Here is a 17,968-nt window from a genome sequence, read left to right on the forward strand (position 1 = left end):
CCACACTACAGACCGCCCATCGACTACGCCCGTTAGAATAGATAGGTCACCTCACTCCTGCCCCGTTTACGGGCAGGATCTCGCCACCAGCAAAGGAGAACCTTCCCGATGCCCCTGTGGACTGCCCCTTCGACCCCGGCCGTCGACCGCGTTCGCGTCGCGCACAGCGACAACATCGGCGCCGAGCCGGCGCATGTCGCCAGCGCCCCAGCCACCTGGGCACTCATCGGCGAGCACATCGACCACTACGGCGGCATCACCATCATGGGCCTGGCTGATCTCCGCGCAGCGGTAGCCGTGAGTCCTCGCAGCGATGGCATCGTCAACGTTCGCCTCGAGCACACCAACGGCGAGACCGTTGAGGACCAGATTTCGCTAGAGAAAGTCTCCTCCCTCGCCGCGGAACAGCAGCCCGGCGTCGATTCCGAAGGCCAGCCCATCGAGCCCCCAGCGCCCGAGGGCGCCATCGCAGCGCGCCTCGGCGGGATCATCTACACCATGATCAACCGCCAGCTCCTCACCCGCGAGACCGCCGGCGCCGACATCACAGTGGTCAACGATATCCCAGATTCGGCCGGGCTCGGAGCCGCCGCAGCCATTGATATCGCGACCGCTTTGGCCTTGCTCGGCGGCGCGGACGATCTGCACGACGCTCCTCTTCGCGCCCGGATCGCAGAGGTATGCTCCCAAGCTGTCGGCACCTTCGCCCGCTTCCCTGCGCTGCGCGCCCGCCACTCCGCCGCACTGCGTGGCGCGGGTGACTCCATTACCATCATCGACTACGCCGACGGTTCCGTCACCCAGGCACCGCACGTGGTCAACAAGGACATTGCAGCTTTTGCCCTCGCCGTCCCCGGTGACTTCGATTCCGCTGAGGCTGTTGCCGAAATCCGCGCCCGCGAGCGTTTCATTGACGCCGCCTGCCGCGCCTTCGGCACTGCATCGCTGCGCCTCCTGCCGGATGCGCCCCAGCGTGTCCTCGAGTGGCTCGCCGCCGTCCACAAGGTGCACGGCCCCGAAAACCAGCCCACCATCGACCAAGCCACAGCATGGCTCACTTTCTACTCGGAAGAAACCGAGCGAGCCGAGAGAATTGCCCGCGCCTTGCGCTCACGCCGCGGCACCGAGCTCTTCCCGCTGCTGACCCAATCGCAGTCGGCCTTGGCCACGGTCTATGGCTTCAAGTCTGCGGAAAAACTCGCACAACTGGCCACCGCTCGTGGCGCCGTCGCCGCGCGCTCCGCCCACGCCGGGACTTCGACCGCGGTTATTGCTTATGTCCCAAGTACCAAGGCCCCGAATTTCGCGGCCGACCTCGCCGAGGACGGCCTGCTTGTCGTCCCCCTATCGGCCGGTGCCCCCGCCATTACCGAGGATTAATCCGCCGGCCACGCAAAGAGCACATCGCGCTCGGCAACATCGGCCTTAACCAGCGAGACGGTGGTCTCGCTGCCGGTGGGCGGTTGCCCCACAGCCACTCCAATCACCGGCGGATCCAGAACGACGAGACGCGCTTTCTCGCGCTTTTCTCCGCCGTCGACAACCACGGCCTCAAAGTTGGTTCCTACCCACGGCGCCAAGACCGTAGCCTCTGTCAGGTTAAGACACGCCTTATCCACTTGGGAGGCCAGCTGCGAGGTCGAGCGCATTGTGGAAATGACATCCCCGGCGCGCTCGCGTACCCACTCCGGCACCTCATATCCGCCGCTCAGCGCCAAGCACACCTCCGTGGCAAATCGGTCGACGAGGCGGCGCAGCGGGGCAGTCACGTGCGCATAGTATCCGCCGATTCCCGCATGCACGTCCGCCTCACCGTCCTCCAGCCACACGTAGTCCGCCCCGCGCAATAGGCGCTGGGCCTCGCGCATCACCGCCATGCCACGCGGTGAATCCGCGTCCACGGAATGGAGGAATTCCGAAATGCTGCTCTCCCCCAACTCAAAGCCCAGAGCCTCAGCCTCGGTGCGAAACGTTGCCTCAGCTTCCGGCGTGGCCGCGGACAGCGTGCGCAGGAACCCCACTCCGTGTTCTTCCATGAGGCGCCCGGCACACATGCCGGTAAGCAACGAGATTTCGGAGTTATAGTCCATCACCTCATAGCGCGGCTCCATCACCAGCTCGTAGTGCCCCTTCTCCGCATCATTCGTCTCAGATACGCGCTGCGAGGGAAGGCGCAGGTTGATCGCCTCGCGGCGCAACGAGGAGGCCTGGCGCAGCTTGCCCACCTCCGGCAGCAGGGCGATAGAAGAATGCAAAGTGCCATTCTCCAAGTCCGCATGGGCCTGGTCGTAATCCAGCCGGGCGCGGCTGCGCACGAGTGCGCGCTCCACCGAGAAGTCCTCCACCTCACCCGCAGTGTCGAGGTCGAAGGTCCAGAGGACGGCGGGGCGGTCGACGTCGGCAAGCAGCGAGGCCCTATCCTCAGACAGCTCCGCCGGATGCAGCCGCGCTGGCTCATCGGGCAGGTAGATGGTTTGCCCGCGCGTGAGGGATTCGGTCTCCAGCTCAGAGCCCGGTTCGATGAAAGCGGCGACATCCGCGATGGCGTACAGCACGCGGTAGCCGCCATCGCGGGCCTCTATAAAGACGGCCTGGTCCAGGTCCATGGAGCCGGCCGGATCGATAGTCACCAGCGGGATGTCGCGGGCATCGCGGCGCTGCTCGGCGTAACGATCCTGCGCGGACGCGGCCTGCGCGGTGACTTCTCCTGGGAAGTCGGTGGGAACGGAGAATTCCTCGGCGATGGGGCGAAAGTCCAGGGGCGCGGCATACAGCTTCATGCCGCCCCATTGTTCCAAAAAATAAAGATATGGGCGCGAATGAGCCAACCTATAAGCCGGATTCTGTGCCGCGCACCAAGGCGCGGTGGTAAACATCCATCCAGGCCAACCGTTGCCAGTTGGCTCAAGCAGCTACCTTCAGGCTTCGACGAGCAGCCTACTAACGCCTGATCGGGCCCGCTTTCCAGCGGGCCGTGATGCCTTGCTCCCAGTGGGGTTTACCCAGCCACCGCCATCGCTGACGGTGCTGGTGCGCTCTTACCGCACCCTTTCACCCTTACCGCTTGCCTATCGCCACACCGAAGCGAAGCGAAAGGCGCGGCGGTCTACTTTCTGTTGCACTTTCCCGCGGGTCACCCCGGGTTGCTGTTAGCAACCACCGTGCTCTGTGGAGTCCGGACTTTCCTCGGCCCGCGCCTAGCCCCAGAAAGGGGCCGGTTCGACGGAACGCGTTTACCCGGTCGGCTCATTCGCGCCTGTTAGTTTATCGCAGAGCGCCCAGATGCCCCACATCGTTAAATCGATGCAGGGTGCTACCGCCGTCGAAGAACTCAACTTCGCTCAGCGAAGCCAGCTCCAGGAACAGGTGGTTGGGGGTCTGCGGTCCAGAGTCGAGCGCTTGGCGCACGAAGGACTTGATGGGGTTGACGTGGGAGACCACGAGCACGGTGTGCCCCGCATAGCGCTGCTGCAGCTCGCGGCGCGCGGCGCTGACTCGGCGGTGTACGGCGCGCAGGGACTCCCCGCCCGGGCAGGCTACAGACGTATCCTTCAGCCAGCGCGCGTGGAGCTCGGGGTCGGCGGCGTCGGCCTCGGCAAAGGTCTTGCCTTCCCAGCGCCCAAAGTCCACCTCGATGAGGTCGTCGACGGTTTCCACGCGCAGATCACGGCCCTTAACCACGGCCGCGGCTGTTTGCTGGCAGCGGCGCAGCGGCGAGCACACCACGGCATCGATGTGGGTATCGGCCAGGGCTTGGGCGGCGGCGAGCGCTTGCTTCTTGCCTAGCTCGGTGAGCTCGGGGTTCGCCCGCCCGGAATACTGCTTGGCGGCGGACATCGCCGTCTGGCCGTGGCGCAGCAGGATGAAGCGGGTGGCCGGGCCACACTCAGGGCGCCAGTCGGCCGCGGTCGATGACGCCGCGCTTGGCGACGCCTCCCCCGCCTCCCCGCCGGGTTCTACACCGCCCGCCGCATCGACAGCAGCGTCGGCTTCAGCGGCGTCGCCGGCACCCATATCGAGGATGCCCACGGGCTCGCCCTTCGCGGCGGCATCCATGGCCACGTTGGAGAGCTCATCGGCCACCGAGTTCTTGGCGCGCGGGACCCACTCGAGGCTGAAGCGCGGAATCTGGTTGAGAAGGCGGCGCGCCTCGATGGCGAGCTTCTGCATGTCCGGGTGCTTGATCTTCCAGCGCCCGTTCATCTGCTCCACCACGAGCTTGGAGTCCATATAGAACTCCACCTCGTCCGCGCCCAGCTCCACCGCGGCCTCGAGGCCGCGCAGCAGGCCGTGGTATTCGGCCACGTTATTAGTGGACTTCTGCCCCACGACGTAGGCGATTTCCCTGAGCAGCTGCGAGCGGTCCTCGTTGTAGACTGCCGTGCCCGAACCGGCTATCCCGGGGTTGCCGCGGGAGCCGCCGTCAGCGAAGATGACTAGCTTCATGAGGCCGGGCGTACCAGGTAGGAGCCGCAGTCGCTGCACTGCGGGACCTCGTCGGCCGCCGCGTTGCGCACCGCGTTCTGCTCGGCCGGCGGCAGCACGATGAAGCAGCCGCCGCAACCGCGCCCGGTGAAGGCCGCCGCACCCACACCGTTTTCTTCGCGCACGGTCTCGTACTCCGCCACGATGTCCGCGGGCAGCTGCTCGCGCAGCTCGCCGATGCGAACCTGCGGATCCGGTCGGTTCGCCGCGGCCTCCTGGGCGGCTTCGGCCGCGCGCTTGAGCACTTCGAGCTTGCGCTCGGAATCGGAGACCTTCGCGCCGTGGACATCCAGGTTGGCGCGCAGTGCGTGAATTTCGTTGTGGGCTTCCTGCAGCTCGCTCATGAGATCCGCGATGCGGGACTTAGCCGCATAGAGATCGTGCTCCAGATCCTTGCGAGTCTCCGGGTCGGTCGCGGCACCGAGCTGGGCCTTATCGTCGCGCTCGCGCTGGCGCAGCTTGCGCTCGTCGGCCTGGATGCGCAGGATCTCCATCTCCATATCGTCGACGGCGAGCTGGGCGGAGCCGGAGGCGTCGAGAAGCCGGGCGTGTGCGGCCTGTGCCTTCTCGTATTCCTCTTGCTCCGGGATGGTGGGGGTTCCACCGTGCGCCTGGGAGCGCTCCAGGGTCGCCAGCTCCAGCAAGATGCTCTGCAGATCCTGTGACAGTTTCATTTAGTTCTCCTTATGCGCAGAAATCGTCCATGGGTCGGTGCGGACATCGATGATCTCGGTGTTCACGCGCAATGCGTTCTCCACAATATCGCGCGCCTGGGTGGTCCAGGGAAACTCGCTGGCCCAGTGAGCGGTGTCCACCACGGCTGGGCCTTCAGGTTGGGCCAGGTGCGCAGCGCGCAGATGTTCATCTACCGGGTGGTGGCGCAGATCGGAGGTGACGTAGACGTCCACGCCGAGCGCTGCTGCTTGGTCCAGGAAGGAGTCACCCGAGCCACTGGAGACGGCCACGCGCTTCACCACGCGCTCCGGATCACCGGCCGCACGCACTCCCCACTCGGTTTCTGGGAGGGCATCGGCCACGCGCTGGGTGAATTCGCGCAGCGTCATTGGTTGCTCAAGCTCACCCACGCGCCCCAGGCCCAGCGCCTCGTCGAGGTTCTCATAGGGCTCGACAGGGACGATGGGGCGGCCGGGCGTGATGCCGACGAGTTCGGCCAGCTTGTCGTTGACACCCGGGCGCGCTTTATCCGCGTTGGTGTGCGCGGCCAGGAGGGCCACACCGTTGCGGATAAGAGTGTGAATGACCTTGCCCTTCGGGGTATCCGCCGCCACCGAGGTCACCCCGCGAAGCAGCAGCGGGTGATGCACCACAAGCATCTGCGCGCCGAGCTCCACGGCCTTGTCTGCCACCTCCTGGGTGCAGTCCAGAGCGAAGGCCACGGTGCGCACCTCGTCCGCGGGGTCACCGCACACCAGGCCGACTGCATCCCACGACTCAGCGAGCTGCGGCGGGTAGGCCCCGTGGATAACGCGGCGAATCTCGCCGACGGTCGTGTGTTCTGCCATCTTGTTTGCTCCTTATACGGCTTCAGGTTTCACGTCAGTCGCGTCGCTGCTATATCCTAGCTTTCGTTCGTCAGCGCACCCCTCTAGCTTAAGGAGCCTTTGCATGACGCCTCCGGAGAACGACAACCAGCTCCACATCGTCTTCGTGTGCACGGGCAATATTTGCCGCTCACCAATGGCGGAAGTCATTACCCGTGATGCCATGGAGACCGACATGCTCGATCTCCTCGCCCGCGTGGACTCCTGCGGCCTCGGCGGCTGGCACGTGGGCCAGGGCGCTGATGAGCGCGCTGTGGCTGAGCTGCGCCGCGGCGGGCACGATGGCGCTGGCCACCAGGCCGCCCAGCTGGGTCCGGAGCACATGGACGCGGACCTGTTCGTGGCCATGGATACCGGCCACCGCGATGCCCTTATCGAGCGCGGCATCCCGAAGGACAAGGTGCGCCTCATGCGCAGTTTCGACCCGAATTCTCCGGAGGACGCCATCGTGGAGGATCCGTTCTACGGCACGGAGGAGGACTTCGCCCGTACCCGCGAAGAGATCGACGCCGCCGTTCCAGGTCTGCTCGAGTGGATTAAGACGAACCACGGCTAGATAATCTTTTGCGGCTACTAGACTGATCATCATGCTCAAGACATTCCTCAAGCCTGGGTGGGTGCTCTTTCTCATCTTCATCGTCGCCTTTTCCTATTTGTCTTTCACGGTGCTCGCACCGTGGCAGCTGAATAAAGACGACCAGATTGTGGAGCGCAACCACCTCATTGAGGAGGCCTACGACGCCGACCCCCAGCCGGTCACCGAGGTCTTTTCCACCGATGGCTCCCTGCGCAAGGAGTGGGAACGCGCGGAGCTGACCGGCCACTACCTTCCGGAGGATGAGGTGCTCTTGCGCCTGCGCCCGGTGGAGTCCGCTCCGGGCTTCCAGTCGCTGGTTCCCTTTGAGACCGACTCCGGCGAGACTTTCCTGGTCAACCGCGGCTGGGTACCCACGGATGAGGGCAATTCCGTTCCCCACATCGATCCGGCCCCCTCGGAGAGGGTGACCATCGTGGGCATGGCGCGCTACAACGAGCGCGAGCACACCTCCGCCCCCATTGAGGAGCAGGGCTACACGCAGGTCTACTCCATCAATACGGAGCAGATTGCAGAGCTTGTCGACGTCCCCCTCGCCCACGACTACCTCCAACTCTCCCCCGAGCAGCCAGGTGAGCTGCATGCGCTGCCAGTGCCGAAGTTGGACCGCGGCAATCACCTCTCCTACGGCTACCAGTGGATTGCCTTCGGCGTGATGGCGCCGCTGGGCTTTGCTTACTTCGTGTGGTCTGAGATTCGGGAGCGCCGCCGCGCCCGCGAGGAGGAGACCCTGATGGCTGAGGCCACTGCCGCAGCTATTGGCACCGGCGCCGGCTCCCCCGATCCGGCCCCGGGCGATACGGGCCCCGATGCCCAAGCCTCTGCCCAGACCGAGACTTCCGACGAGCACCCCGACGCTACGGCGCCTTCTACCCCAGCATCGACGCCCGCGGCTACCGCCCAGCCTTCCCGCCGCTCCCGCTCGCGCTATGGCTCCGCCAAGCCGGACTTCTACGAGAAGATCCGCGAGCGTGGCCAGGAGCGCTTCTAGCCTCGCCCCCCAAAGGGGACGATGATGAACGCGATTGCGTGGACGCGAGAAGCGACCGAAACCGAGATTGCCGACAGTATTCTTGAAGCCGCTGGCTGCACCGCTGAGAACTGCATTCCCAACTGGGACGAAGACATGCCAGAAGCAGTGTCGCCAATCAACGGTAGTGAAGAAGAATGTCTCCGAATCGGCAAGCAGGCAAACGGACTCTACTGTGTCAGGATCTTCTCCATGAGATTCTATCCAGGGCACTGCCAAGGCATCTATGGTGACGAATATCGCAAAGAAAACGTCGCACTCAACCGGATCAATCTCCGCGAGTGGCCAGGCGAACACTAAGACAAACGGTGCCCACCTTATGTTGGTGGGCACCGTAAATTCATCGCCATAAGCTAAACGCAATCACAAACGGGACAGAACATGACCGCAGCAATCTTTCTCCAGACGCTACTAAATATGGGTCAATGCGGATACCGATGCACCTTCCTGTGCTCGAACCAGGCCCAAATCAAAGAAGCCAAGAACAACAGTGGCGTAACCCACGCCAGACGATGCCACCAATGTGCTCCAAAGTATGATTCATCAGCACTTAGTCCTGCTAGATAATTGATTACAAGCGTTGCGATGAACAGCACTACAACGACAGTAACGCTCGACCAGTAGGCTGCGCTTTTCTGTTTACGCGTCAATGCCATCCTCCTCAATACATGTTTGCTGTTTTAGCGCGGGTTTGTGTGGTTAATCGTCTCCCTCACCCGGATTACATCGTTCGGCTATTGTTCTAGGAAGTCCAACATCAGGGCGCCAATCCTCCAAGTTCCAACTAGGCTTAACTCGGGCGACTTGAGATAGCGGGTGACACACAAACTGGTTGTGGAGGCTTCCAGTATCCGCAACCCCCTTGGATTTTGCTTCATTCCAACCTGCAGTTTCAGGGATTGGTGACCGCATTGCCCTTCCCAAGACCGTAGGAAAGACCTTGTATCGCGTACCTTCGGGCTGTTTTACAATGTCCACACGGTCGATTAGGGACAGTCCAAAAGCAGCCCTGATTGGTTCATCATTACTTTCGGCGGCTGCACGCTCCGCAACTTGGTTGGAGGGAAGATCAACGACCGTCACCACAGTGTCTTCGACCTCAAATTCAAGGCCAGCTGGTGCGACTGCGTAGAGCCCCACTTCACCGCCAGGTTTTACTACTTCAAGGAAGTTGGAATCGCCCAGCAGGTTTACTTTGGTTCCGGCTGGCCCCTCAATGCGAAAGCTATCCCCCGCCTTCAGTTGCGCCTCTGTTTCGCCACCACTGGAATCGGTGTTAGCTCCAATCACTGACACATCGCTCCCCTCTACGGGAACGTATTTGTTTACCTCATCTGCGGAAGCCTGCACTGAAAATGTCGAACTCAGTGCAAACAATGCCGTGGCGCTCACGCACGTCAGCCCCTTTTTTAACATGATGACCTCTTTTCCAGATTTCCAAGATGCCCGGCTCGTCACCGGCTTACCTCAAACCTACGGCTAATGAAAAATGTAGTCAATAACTATTTGCTAACAATGATCATTCATCTGCATAAACATCATCTACATAAACACTGGTCACGCTTTTGTGACCTAATTCATTTTCGTAAGCATTAGTTCCACTTGTACATGGAGCACCGTTACGCATCCGTACATTCGTAGAGGGGAGTGGATATCGAATTGGGGCGAGTGGCAGCCTTTTGAGGTATACCCAACCGAACACTCCACGGGCATTGCCGGCCAAATCATCGGCTACGCCCGCGTCAGCACTACCGACCAAAACCCCGAACGCCAACACACCCAACTCAAAGCAGCCGGAGCAGTCCGCATCTACACCGACCATCAAAGCGGCCCTCAACCCCTCCCTAGAGCACCGGCCTCCGAGCACGACGAAACCCCTCTCCGACTTAACGGAAAGGGGTTTCATTTGGTGCGGCCTGAGGGGATCGAACCCCCGACCTACTGGGTGTAAACCAGTTGCTCTTCCAGCTGAGCTAAAGCCGCAGTGCACTTGGTGTGCTCGAACAAGATTAGCCCATGGGCACCCGCAGCAACAAATCGGGGTGTGATTCGCCGCTGCGAATGCCGCGTGAGCAGGTACATCCTGCGATTATTCCTTAGGGCTTCTTGGTGTAGCCGCGGGCCACGAGGCAGGACCCCTGCCACTCGCCGAGGCGCTCGGCCTTGGTCTGTACGAGGCCGGCCAATTGTGCAGATTCGGAGATCTCGCCTGGCTCCAAGTTGCCTGGCTTTCCAGCTCCTGGGGTCAGCAGCCAGATGCGGCCGGAATCGCCCAAGGGACGGGTGGCATCCACCAGCCCATCGACCAAGTCGCCGTCCTCCGCGCGCCACCACAGCAGCACAAGGTCGCACAACTCGTCGGTCTCTTCCTCGAGGAAGTCCTCCCCCAACACGTCCTCGATGGACTCAGAAATCGTGGAGTCACAGTCTTCGTCCCAACCAAGTTCTAGGGCAATCTGGCCCTCCTCGATGCCGAGCTTGGCTGCAAATCCCGTCACTCGTTGAGTTCCTTCCGATGAAGTAGTTGATGTCATGCAGAGTATTTTAACGGCTACGGTGCACTTTTTCGCGTCAAACCTCCCCCGTTCCTCCCCAGAGGTGGACATTTTCCCCCATAAAACCACCCGTGGGGGCCTCCGAGTGACCCACCGCGAAAGGGGCGCGTATCCTAGAGCAAGATCTGTGTACTACGACCCAGGAGGATTTAATGGCCGACTTGGACGCCCACAACGGCGACTCCAACTTTCCCATCGTTCGCGATGGCGTGGCAGCATACCTGCATGACTCCGACCCCGAGGAGACCCGCGAGTGGATGGACTCCCTCGACGGTCTTCTAGATTCTTCCGATCCGGAGCGCGCCCGCTACCTCATGCTGCGCCTTCTTGAGCGCGCTACCGCCAAGCGCGTGCCGTTGCCGTCGCTGACGTCCTCGGATTTTGTTAACACCATCCCTACCTCCCTGGAGCCAGAGTTCCCGGGCGATGAGGAGTTGGAGAAGCGCTACCGCCGCTGGATCCGCTGGAACGCGGCCATCATGGTGCACCGCGCACAGCGCCCGGGCATCGGCGTCGGTGGCCACATCTCCACCTACGCAGGCGCTGCCCCGCTGTATGAGGTGGGCCTGAACCACTTCTTCAAGGGCAAGGATGATCCCTCCGGCGGCGACCAGGTCTTCTTCCAGGGCCACGCCTCCCCGGGTGTCTACGCCCGCGCCTTCATGGAGGGCCGCCTGAGCGAGGAAGACCTCGATGGCTTCCGCCAGGAGCACTCCCGCGGCGAGGGCAATGGTCTGCCGTCCTACCCGCACCCACGCCTGATGCCGGACTTCTGGGAGTTTCCCACCGTGTCCATGGGCCTGGGCCCCATCAACGCTATCTACCAGGCACGCTTCAATAAGTACCTGGAGACCCGCGGCATCAAGGACACCTCCAAGCAGCATGTCTGGGCCTTCCTCGGCGACGGCGAGATGGATGAGCCGGAGTCCCGTGGTCTGCTGCAGATGGCTTCCCTCTATGAGCTGGATAACCTGACCTTCGTGGTGAACTGTAACCTGCAGCGTCTCGATGGTCCGGTGCGCGGTAACACCCAGATCATTCAGGAGCTGGAGTCCTTCTTCCGCGGTGCCGGCTGGTCCGTCATCAAGATTGTCTGGGGCCGCGGCTGGGACAAGCTGCTGGAAGCCGACAAGGACGGCGCCCTGGTCAACATCATGAACACCACGTCTGATGGTGACTACCAGACCTTCAAGGCTAACGACGGCGCCTACGTGCGCGAGCACTTCTTCGGCCGCGATGAGCGCACGCTCAAGCTGGTGGAAGACATGTCCGATGATGAGATTTGGGCACTGCGCCGCGGTGGCCACGACTACCGCAAGATCTACGCCGCATACGACAAGGCGTTGAGCTACGCTGGCACCGGCCGCCCGACGGTCATCCTGGCCCACACCATTAAGGGCTACGGCCTGGGCCACAACTTCGAGGGCCGCAACGCTACCCACCAGATGAAGAAGCTGACGCTGGAGGATCTGAAGCTCTTCCGCGACAAGCAGGGCATCCCGATCAGCGACGAGCAGCTCGAAGCAGATCCGTACCTGCCGCCGTACTACCACCCGGGCAAGGATGCTCCGGAGATCAAGTACATGCTGGAGCGTCGTAAAGAGCTGGGCGGCTTCCTGCCGGAGCGCCGCGAGAACTTCGAGACGCTGACCACCCCGGATCTGTCCAAGCTGCGCTCGGTCCGCAAGGGTTCCGGCAAGCAGGACGTCGCCACCACCATGGCGCTGGTGCGTACCTTCAAGGAGCTCATGCGCGACAAGGAGCTGGGCAAGCGCGTCGTGCCGATCATTCCGGATGAGGCCCGCACCTTCGGTATGGACTCTTGGTTCCCGACTCTCAAGATCTGGAACCCGCGTGGCCAGAACTACGTTCCGGTGGACCACGACCTCATGCTCTCCTACCGCGAGGCCACGGATGGTCAGATTCTGCACGAGGGCATTTCCGAGGCCGGTGCCGCAGCCTCCTTCACCGCGGCTGCTACCTCCTACGCCACCCAGGGCGAGGCGATGATTCCGCTGTACATCTTCTACTCGATGTTCGGTTTCCAGCGCACCGGCGATGCCTTCTGGGCTGCTGCCGACCAGCTGGGCCGCGGCTTCATCATCGGTGCTACCGCCGGCCGCACCACCCTGACCGGTGAGGGCCTGCAGCACATGGACGGCCACTCCCCGATCTTGGCGTCGACCAACCCGGCCGTGGAGGTCTACGACCCGGCCTTCGGCTACGAGATCGCTCACCTGGTTCCGCGCGGTATTGAGCGCATGTACGGCGAGGACAACGAGCCGATCATGTACTACATCACCGTGTACAACGAGCCGGTCAAGCAGCCTGCTGAGCCGGAGAACCTCGACGTCGAGGGCCTGCACAAGGGCATCTACCACTACAACACCGCCGAGTCCGGCTCCATCCCAGCCAACATCCTGGCCTCCGGTGTGGGCATGTACGAGGCCCTGCGCGCCCAGGAGATCCTGGCTGAGGACTTCGATGTCAAGGCTTCGCTGTTCTCCGTCACCTCGTGGGTCAACCTGGCTCGCGACGGCGCTGCCCGTAACCAGGAGGCACTGCGCAAGGGCACGGAGCCGACCGAGGCTTTCGCTACCTCCCAGCTCAAGGGCTTCGAGGGGCCGTTCGTCGGTGTCTCCGACTTCGCTACGGACCTGCAGGAGCAGATTCGCCCCTACGTCCCGGGCGACTACATCGTCCTGGGCGCAGATGGCTTCGGATTCTCCGATACCCGCGAAGGCGCTCGCCGCTACTTCAACATCGACGCCGAGTCCATCGTCGTCGCCGTCCTCGAGGGCCTGGCCCGCGAGGACAAGGTGGAGCGCAGCACCGTGGAGAAGGCAGCTCGCGAGCTGAAGCTCGACGACCCGACCGCCACCATCTCCACCTCCTCCGACGAGGATTAAGGCTGATGAGGATTAAGGCTTAGGGCTTAACAGCCCCAAGCCCTCCGGCCCCTTCTGCCCCATTGTGGGTAGGAGGGGCATTCTTTTTGCCTAAACCCAGGGCGGCCAGCTGTCGTTGTTGCCAAAGTTCTGGCCAGATCTTGAATCAGAGGCTCTATCTTTGGCAGAACGGGTAGTTCGACCACCGCGCGGGGCTCAGCCACCGCCAACAAAAGGCCCTGCCGCTGTCGACAAAGGACTTAGCCGGCATTAGCGCGGCTTAGTCGCCACCGAGCACGCGATCGAGGACCCGGCCCAAGGCCTTGGAGACCTCGCTGGGCTCTTCCAAGATGACCATGTGGCCAGCACCGTCGACGACGGTCAGGGTGGAGTCCGGCCAGTGGCGGGCAATCACCTCCGATTGGCGGTGCGGGGTCACGATGTCATGCTGGCCCACCACGATTTCGCCCGGCACGCTGCGCAGCCGGGCCGTTGCGCCGAACTCAGAGTGCTCCACCAAGTCATCGAAGAAGCCCGCATAGCTCGACATCGGCGTATCCAGCAGCATCGCCACGTGGAATTGCAGCTTGTCCATTTGTGGGAAGCCCTGCAGCAGCGCCGCGAAAGCCGGGGCGATGACAGCCGCTACCTCAAAGCGCACCCGGTTGAGCCGACGGGGCAGCTTCAAGCACGCGCGGTAGACCGCGCCGAGGGTCTTCGATTCCAAGATGCGAGCCACGCCTGCGGCGGCAAAGCGCTGCATAGAGGTGGCCACCAGCGCCATCCCCTCAACGCGGTCAAAGATCTGGCGCGGTGCGCGGCGCAGCAGGTTAAGCGCAATCATTCCGCCCATCGAGTGCCCAAGCAGCACCAACGGCCCCTCGGCGGCACGCTCAGCGATGACGGCCAGCACATCGTCGGCCGCGCCCCGAACCGTGCACTGCGCGGGGGCGACGTGGGTGGATTGGCCGTGGCCGCGAACGTCGACAAGCAGGCAGCGCACCGTGGGATAGTTGCGGCGCACGTCGTTGACCTGGGAATAGAAGCTCTCAGCAGACAGGCAATAGCCGTGGATGAAGACCGCGGTGACCTCCGCGTCCTCCGGGCCCACCTCGTACCACGCCACGCGCACGCCGTCGTTGTCGACGAAGCCCGAGTCGCTCACCGCAGTCAGGCCCGGTTCAGTCGTGAGATCATGCAGCTCATTGTGGACGGCGTGCTCGATGGCGCGCATGCGGGGGCGAACCCGGCGCGACCAGCTGCGCGCGACGGCGGAGGAACGTGCTCGAATAACCATGACATTTCAATACTAGACTGGGCCCCATGGCTAATGACCTTTCAGCGCAACTCCAAGCCCGTTTCGGCTCCGCGCCGGCCGAAGAGCAGGATTCTGCACCCACCGGCGACGCCTATAGCGAGCTCACCCGCCTCATCACGAAGGTAACCGGCGTGGAGGAAGAACTAGAGCGCGAAGCAAAGCTGGAGGACCTGGGGGTTGAATCACTCGAGCGCATCGAATTAGCCGTGCGCCTCGAGGAAGCCTGCGGGGTCCGCCTTAATGAAGAAACCATGCTCTCCGTAACCACGGTGGGCGAACTTGCTGACTACGTGGAGGAACACTCGTGATTTCTTACCTCTCTGACATGGACGGCGTCCTCATCAAGGAAGGGGAGATGATTCCCGGCGCGGATAAATTCATCCAAGCGCTGAAGGACAACAACATCGAGTACATGGTGCTGACCAATAACTCGATGTCCACTCCGCGGGACCTGTCAGCACGCCTTCAGAACACAGGACTGGATATCCCGGCCGAGCGTATCTGGACCTCGGCGACGGCCACGGCGGCCTTCCTCTCCAACCAGGCAGGGCTGTCCACGGCTTATGTCGTGGGCGAGTCCGGCCTGACCACCGCGCTGCACGAGGCCGGCTGGATCCTCAACGACCGAGAAGCGGACTTCGTGGTCTTGGGCGAGACCCGCACCTATTCTTTTGAAGCCATCACCACGGCCATCAATCTCATCCGCAACGGCGCGCGCTTCATTGCCACTAACCCGGACGTCACGGGCCCGGCCCCGCAGGGCGTGCTGCCGGCCACGGGTGCTGTGGCCGCACTCATCACCGCGGCGACCAACCGCGAGCCCTACTACGTGGGCAAGCCGAACCCGGTCATGATGCGCAGCGCCTTAAACAACATCGGCGCACACTCGGAAAACACCGTCATGATCGGTGACCGCATGGATACCGACGTCAAGTCAGGCCTCGAGGCCGGCATGCGCAGCATCCTGGTGCGCTCCGGCATCAGCGATGACCGCATCATCGAGCGCTATCCTTTCCGCCCGACGCGCATCATTGACTCCGTGGCGGACCTGCCGGAGCGCATCTTCGATCCCTTCGCGGACTAGGCCTTCACCGACTTAGACCGCACGCTTGACGACGCCCCGAAAACCGTACTCCCCCGCCAGCATCTCCACCGCGCGGCCCAGCGCTTCCAATTCGCTGGGCGTTCCGGTGAGCACTTGCTGGCAACCGATTCCGGTGCAGCCTGCGTTGTCGGCTTTTATGCCGACAACGTCCCACAGCGGGTCCCGGCGCCAGCGGGTACACCACTGGGCGGTCAGCGGGTCATCGCCGGGGACGATGAATTCGCTTTCGCTGCGAATACAGCGAGCCATGGCGCGCTCGATGGCCGGGCGCAGGCTGCGCGGCATGCCCGAGATCTGCAGCACGGCGGTGCAGACCTCACCGCAGGCGCGGTTGGGCCACGTATCCGCTGGGCTGCCAAGTGGGCTGGCTGAAGGGGCCGGCTCGGTTGCACCGGCTACCTGCGGGTGAACGCGTTGATTCACTCCTTAAACTCCTTTGACGTGCGAGTGATGGCACGCCGGCATGCGCCGACGCAAGACGAGCTTCGTCTTCCCCTACGAACTAGTCTTCATCACGCCACTCGCGCCGAGGCGCGAACACCGATTGGTGTGGCCACGGTATGTGGCCACTCGGTGCGTCATTGTGTGCCCACGATTTTCCCCTGCCACTTAGGCCACAACAACCCTCAACCTGCACTTAAGCCCCCACTGCCTCAATATCAGGTTGAGACTTTCGCCCGGAAATTCACCCCATTAACCACATTCGCCACATGAGGGCTCACGAGCATCATGTGCGCGCGGTCGCCACAGGTGCCCCACTACCCCCGTTGTGGCGCCTGTCGGTGCGCCGCTACGCCATCCAAGTTCTTCACCGCGGCTATGGCTAGCGCGCCTGGCACTCCTCCCAGATCGCCGTATTGGTCTCGGCCCACAGCGGCTTGCACCAGTCTCCGAAGTCGCGGTCCGTGAGCGCCACCATCGCCCACTCACCGGCCACCCACAGGTAGGTTCCGCTCATGCCGAAATGCCCCACGGCATCGGCTGGCAAGCCGCCCATCCATTGCTTCTTTTCGCCATGGATTTCAAAGCCCAACCCCCACGTGCAGTCCTTGAAGCTGCCGTAGCCCGGCACAATCCCGCGCAGCCCGGGGAACTGGACGCTGCGCATGTCTTCCACGGTGGAGGAATCCAGCAAACGCGGCGCGTACACCTCGGCGGCAAAGGCGGCTAGGTCCTCCACACTAGAAACCAAGCCGTGCCCGGCCGAGCCTTCCAGGGTGGTGGCCTGCATACCCAGCGGAGCGCACACGCCTTCCGCAAGGTAGTCAACAAAAGGAATCTCGGTTGCAGACTCGACTACCTCGGCGGCCCACTCATAGCCCGCCGAGGAGTAGATACGGCGCTCGCCCACCGGTTTTTGAGGCTCGCGTGTATCAAAGCCCACCCCCGAGGCATGGGCCAACAGGTGGCGCAGCGTGGAGCCTTCAGGACCGGCAGGCTGATCCAGCTCCACAGCGCCCTCCTCCACTGCCACCATCACCCCATAGGCGGCCACCAGCTTGGTCACGGAGGCTACTGGGAAGCGGCGGGAGACATCACCGACCTGTTCTACTACCTCACCGCGGTGCAGCAAGGCACCGGCAACGGTATCGACGGGCCAGGACTCAAGAGAAGAAAAAGCGCTCATGCGCTCCAGCTTAACGAGGATCGCGCTCGCAGCCTACGCCATCACCATCGCGGTCAAACTTGGAACGGAAGCCCGGGTCACTCGGGTAGATGGGGCGGCCCAGCGCGTTCCACACATCGGCGCAGCGAGAGTAGTAGGCCGGAGCCGGTGCCGGCTTCGGTGCGGGGGCAGGTGCAGGCGCAGGGGCGGGAGCCGGCGCAGGAGCCGGTTCCGGAGCTGGCTGCGGTGCGGGCGCGGGGGCCGGAGCAGGGGCCGGAGCAGGTGCCGGTGCGGGCTCCTGTGCCTTCGGCGAAGGAATCACGCCCGGCAGCGGGTTCGGGATGATTCCCTGCTGCACGGCCCAGAACACGCCGCCGGCGATGGCCGCGAGAAGCGCTGCGCTAATGCCCAGGCCCAAGGCAATCCTTTCGCCCTGGGAAGACTGCTCGAATTCGGCGTCATCTTCCTCCTGGTTGGAGGAGCCAGTGCCTTCGGTGGAGGAGCCCAGCTCCTTGCTGGAGGATTCAACGTCCAGCTCCGAAGACAGGCCGGACTCGAGGTCGCCCGTATCAGACGGAGAGGAAACCGCGGTGGGGGCCTCCTCGTAGGATGCGCCGGTCTCCGCTTGAGCGGGGACGACAACGGACAGGGAGAGAGAAACAGAGACAGAGGCGGCGAGAACCGCGCGAGAGAACTTCTTCATAGGCATAAGTTATAGCCCGTAACTCACCCCGCAAGAAATTGCTCCACCCCAAGGGGTAAAGCACACGTGAAGCCACGGAAAACCACACCTGACCGGCGGGCGAATTCTCTGTCCCCGAGTT

Annotated in this window: 18 protein-coding genes, 1 tRNA gene and 1 other RNA gene; 8 read left to right on the plus strand and 12 right to left on the minus strand. The window is 63.0% G+C overall.

Annotation, left to right across the window (positions count from 1 at the left end; genetic code table 11):
• The first annotated feature begins 108 nt into the window (after positions 1-108).
• The gene (locus HMPREF2526_RS01875) at positions 109-1,380 is read left to right on the plus strand and encodes a galactokinase family protein (RefSeq protein ID WP_070545504.1); all 1,272 of its coding nucleotides are present in this window, start codon (positions 109-111) and stop codon (positions 1,378-1,380) included.
• Here the strand turns inward: HMPREF2526_RS01875 and HMPREF2526_RS01880 are convergent.
• The 5 genes from HMPREF2526_RS01880 to HMPREF2526_RS01900 all read right to left on the minus strand — a co-directional run bounded on the left by HMPREF2526_RS01880 (position 1,377) and on the right by HMPREF2526_RS01900 (position 6,008).
• Positions 1,377-2,780, minus strand: a complete 1,404-nt coding sequence (locus HMPREF2526_RS01880; RefSeq protein WP_070545506.1) for an RNB domain-containing ribonuclease — start codon at positions 2,778-2,780, stop codon at positions 1,377-1,379. The genes HMPREF2526_RS01875 and HMPREF2526_RS01880 overlap by 4 nt on opposite strands.
• Before the next feature lie 36 nt (positions 2,781-2,816).
• Positions 2,817-3,249: RNase P RNA component class A (gene rnpB / locus HMPREF2526_RS01885), an RNA gene on the minus strand.
• Positions 3,250-3,264: 15 nt separating this feature from the next.
• Entirely contained in the window at positions 3,265-4,446 is a 1,182-nt protein-coding gene (locus HMPREF2526_RS01890; RefSeq protein ID WP_070545508.1) for a bifunctional RNase H/acid phosphatase, read from the minus strand.
• On the minus strand, positions 4,443-5,159 hold the full coding sequence (locus HMPREF2526_RS01895) for a zinc ribbon domain-containing protein (RefSeq protein WP_049156859.1): 717 nt from the start codon (positions 5,157-5,159) through the stop codon (positions 4,443-4,445). The genes HMPREF2526_RS01890 and HMPREF2526_RS01895 overlap by 4 nt, the downstream gene beginning before the upstream one ends.
• A complete protein-coding gene (locus HMPREF2526_RS01900) occupies positions 5,160-6,008 on the minus strand; it encodes a Nif3-like dinuclear metal center hexameric protein (RefSeq protein ID WP_070545510.1) in 849 nt (282 codons plus the stop codon).
• Positions 6,009-6,111: 103 nt separating this feature from the next.
• On the opposite strand from HMPREF2526_RS01900, the gene HMPREF2526_RS01905 reads away from it, so the two are divergent.
• The 3 genes from HMPREF2526_RS01905 to HMPREF2526_RS01915 are packed head-to-tail and all read left to right on the plus strand — an operon-like array spanning position 6,112 to position 7,972.
• Positions 6,112-6,603: a low molecular weight protein-tyrosine-phosphatase gene (locus tag HMPREF2526_RS01905; RefSeq protein ID WP_070545512.1), complete on the plus strand. Its 492-nt coding sequence runs from the start codon at positions 6,112-6,114 to the stop codon at positions 6,601-6,603.
• 31 nt (positions 6,604-6,634) lie between these two features.
• The gene (locus tag HMPREF2526_RS01910; protein WP_070545514.1) at positions 6,635-7,633 is read left to right on the plus strand and encodes an SURF1 family cytochrome oxidase biogenesis protein; all 999 of its coding nucleotides are present in this window, start codon (positions 6,635-6,637) and stop codon (positions 7,631-7,633) included.
• A 21-nt stretch (positions 7,634-7,654) separates the two neighbouring features.
• Complete coding sequence (locus HMPREF2526_RS01915; RefSeq protein WP_168163145.1) at positions 7,655-7,972, plus strand: hypothetical protein; 318 nt, start codon at positions 7,655-7,657, stop codon at positions 7,970-7,972.
• Positions 7,973-8,371: 399 nt separating this feature from the next.
• Here HMPREF2526_RS01915 and HMPREF2526_RS01920 read toward each other — a convergent pair whose 3' ends face one another.
• Positions 8,372-9,064 carry a DUF2599 domain-containing protein gene (locus HMPREF2526_RS01920; protein WP_158013216.1) on the minus strand — a complete coding sequence of 231 codons (693 nt, stop codon included), beginning with the start codon at positions 9,062-9,064 and terminating at the stop codon, positions 8,372-8,374.
• A gap of 334 nt (positions 9,065-9,398) precedes the next feature.
• On the opposite strand from HMPREF2526_RS01920, the gene HMPREF2526_RS13765 reads away from it, so the two are divergent.
• The gene (locus HMPREF2526_RS13765; protein ID WP_371326138.1) at positions 9,399-9,623 is read left to right on the plus strand and encodes a recombinase family protein; all 225 of its coding nucleotides are present in this window, start codon (positions 9,399-9,401) and stop codon (positions 9,621-9,623) included.
• Here the strand turns inward: HMPREF2526_RS13765 and HMPREF2526_RS01925 are convergent.
• Positions 9,580-9,655 (minus strand) — tRNA-Val (locus HMPREF2526_RS01925). The genes HMPREF2526_RS13765 and HMPREF2526_RS01925 overlap by 44 nt on opposite strands.
• 113 nt (positions 9,656-9,768) lie before the next feature.
• Positions 9,769-10,206, minus strand: coding sequence for a DUF3052 domain-containing protein (locus HMPREF2526_RS01930; RefSeq protein ID WP_046647091.1), 438 nt, complete (start codon positions 10,204-10,206; stop codon positions 9,769-9,771).
• 173 nt (positions 10,207-10,379) lie between these two features.
• On the opposite strand from HMPREF2526_RS01930, the gene aceE reads away from it, so the two are divergent.
• The gene (aceE, locus tag HMPREF2526_RS01935; protein WP_070545519.1) at positions 10,380-13,136 is read left to right on the plus strand and encodes a pyruvate dehydrogenase (acetyl-transferring), homodimeric type; all 2,757 of its coding nucleotides are present in this window, start codon (positions 10,380-10,382) and stop codon (positions 13,134-13,136) included.
• A 259-nt stretch (positions 13,137-13,395) separates the two neighbouring features.
• Here aceE and HMPREF2526_RS01940 read toward each other — a convergent pair whose 3' ends face one another.
• Entirely contained in the window at positions 13,396-14,412 is a 1,017-nt protein-coding gene (locus HMPREF2526_RS01940) for an alpha/beta fold hydrolase (protein WP_070545521.1), read from the minus strand.
• 26 nt (positions 14,413-14,438) lie between these two features.
• Here HMPREF2526_RS01940 and HMPREF2526_RS01945 point away from each other — a divergent pair, with 26 nt between their 5' ends.
• Entirely contained in the window at positions 14,439-14,741 is a 303-nt protein-coding gene (locus HMPREF2526_RS01945; RefSeq protein WP_070545523.1) for an acyl carrier protein, read from the plus strand.
• Positions 14,742-14,758: 17 nt separating this feature from the next.
• Positions 14,759-15,517, plus strand: a complete 759-nt coding sequence (locus HMPREF2526_RS01950) for an HAD-IIA family hydrolase (protein ID WP_158396164.1) — start codon at positions 14,759-14,761, stop codon at positions 15,515-15,517.
• 12 nt (positions 15,518-15,529) lie between these two features.
• On the opposite strand, the gene HMPREF2526_RS01955 is transcribed toward HMPREF2526_RS01950, so the two are convergent.
• The 3 genes from HMPREF2526_RS01955 to HMPREF2526_RS01965 form a co-directional block, all read right to left on the minus strand.
• The gene (locus tag HMPREF2526_RS01955) at positions 15,530-15,961 is read right to left on the minus strand and encodes a hypothetical protein (protein ID WP_049156841.1); all 432 of its coding nucleotides are present in this window, start codon (positions 15,959-15,961) and stop codon (positions 15,530-15,532) included.
• A 400-nt stretch (positions 15,962-16,361) separates the two neighbouring features.
• The gene (locus HMPREF2526_RS01960; protein WP_070510630.1) at positions 16,362-17,165 is read right to left on the minus strand and encodes a serine hydrolase domain-containing protein; all 804 of its coding nucleotides are present in this window, start codon (positions 17,163-17,165) and stop codon (positions 16,362-16,364) included.
• A gap of 10 nt (positions 17,166-17,175) precedes the next feature.
• Positions 17,176-17,847 carry an excalibur calcium-binding domain-containing protein gene (locus HMPREF2526_RS01965; protein ID WP_070510631.1) on the minus strand — a complete coding sequence of 224 codons (672 nt, stop codon included), beginning with the start codon at positions 17,845-17,847 and terminating at the stop codon, positions 17,176-17,178.
• Between the last annotated feature and the right edge of the window lie 121 nt (positions 17,848-17,968).

This window comes from Corynebacterium sp. HMSC070E08, assembly GCF_001808895.1.
Taxonomy (GTDB): domain Bacteria; phylum Actinomycetota; class Actinomycetes; order Mycobacteriales; family Mycobacteriaceae; genus Corynebacterium; species Corynebacterium hiratae.